At 71.7% G+C, this 1,454-nt stretch carries 2 protein-coding genes; one reads left to right on the top strand and one right to left on the bottom strand.

All coding sequences use genetic code 11. The features are described from left to right. Positions 1 to 197: hypothetical protein (locus IE226_RS44780; protein WP_229871992.1), on the bottom strand; the 197-nt coding region annotated here is incomplete at its 3' end. A 3-nt stretch (positions 198 to 200) separates the two neighbouring features. Here IE226_RS44780 and IE226_RS43590 point away from each other — a divergent pair. After that, on the top strand, positions 201 to 1,199 hold the full coding sequence (locus IE226_RS43590) for a LacI family DNA-binding transcriptional regulator (RefSeq protein ID WP_229871991.1): 999 nt from the start codon (positions 201 to 203) through the stop codon (positions 1,197 to 1,199). Positions 1,200 to 1,454 lie beyond the last annotated feature (255 nt).

The following is a 1,454-nucleotide window of genomic DNA, read 5'->3' as shown; positions in this document are numbered from 1 at the left end:
CCGCACCCGAGCGAGAACGTGACCAGCCGCCCGCACCCGAGCGAGAACGTGACCAGCCGCCCGCACCCGAGCGAGAACGTGACCAGCCGCCCGCACCCGAGCGAGAACGTGACCAGCCGCCCGCACCCGAGCGAGAACGTGACCAGCCGCCCGTGGCCGGGCGGGGGCGCGAGCGCGGGCCGCACGTCACCCTGCATGCCGTGGCCCGGACCGCCGGGGTCTCGCCGGCCACCGCGTCACGAGCCCTGAACGGCACCACGCGTGTCCGCGAGGACCTGCGGCTCCGGGTGCTCGAAGCAGCCAATCATCTGGGATACATCCCCAACGCCCATGCGCAGGCCCTCGCAAGCTCCTCGAACAACACGGTCGGGGTCATCTGCCACGACGTCGGCGACCCCTACTTCGCGGCGATCGCGAGCGGAGTGATGGCGGCGGCTGCCGAGCAGGATGTGCTGGTCATGCTGGCCAGCACCTTCCGCGCTCCGGCGCGGGAGATCGCGTACGTCTCGATGCTGCGAGCCCAGCGTGCCCGCGCGATCCTGCTCATCGGGTCGGGCTTCCAGGACCCCGCGTGGGAACGGGCGTTGGAGGCGGAACTCGCTCCCTACATACGTGACGGGGGCCGCGTCGCCGTGGTCAGCCGGCATCGGAGCCTCCGCGTGGACACGGTGCAACCCGAGAACCGGGCGGGGGCGGGCGCGCTGGCGCAGGCTCTGCTCTCCCTGGGACACCGGGAGTTCGCCGTCCTCACCGGCCCCGAGCGGCTCACCACGGTCGCGGACCGCCTTGCCGGGTTCCGCGAGGCGCTGGCCGACGCGGGAGTAGACCTCCCTCAGGAGCGGATCGTGGAAGGCGCCTTCACCCGTGACGGGGGCCATGCGGCGACAGCCGAACTACTGCGCCGGGGGCAGCGGCCGACGTGCGTCTTCGCGGTGACGGACGTGATGGCGGTGGGCGCGCTCGGTGCGTTACGGGAGCGGGGGCTGCGGGTGCCGGACGACGTGTCACTGGCCGGGTTCGACGACATCCCGCTGATCGGCGAACTGACCCCACCACTGACCACGGTGGCCCTGCCACTGACGCGGATGGGCAAAGACGTACTGGCCCTCGCTCTGCGCGAGCGGGGCACGAGGTCACGGGTGGAGCGGGTACGGGGAGAGGTCGTACTCCGAGCCAGCACGGGACGGCCCTCGACTTGAACGAAGCCGATTCCCCAGCACCACACCGGCGCCCTGACGACCGAAAGCGGACGGGGCGACGGCGGCTGTCCGGGACAAGGCCGGGACGGCCAGGCGTCGGCCGGAGAGCGGATTGCAGGAAAGTCCCACGAAAAGAGGCGCTGAGGGCGAAATCTGCGGGACTTTTCTGCGATCGGCGAGCAGGCCGGGGGCGATGGCGTCCCATGAAGTGGTGTAGCCGGGCAGTGGACCGGAGTGCGCGGCTGCTTGCCCGGG

This window comes from Streptomyces longisporoflavus (assembly GCF_014649775.1).
Classification (GTDB): Bacteria; Actinomycetota; Actinomycetes; order Streptomycetales; family Streptomycetaceae; genus Streptomyces; species Streptomyces longisporoflavus.
This window is presented reverse-complemented; position numbering and strand designations above follow the sequence as displayed.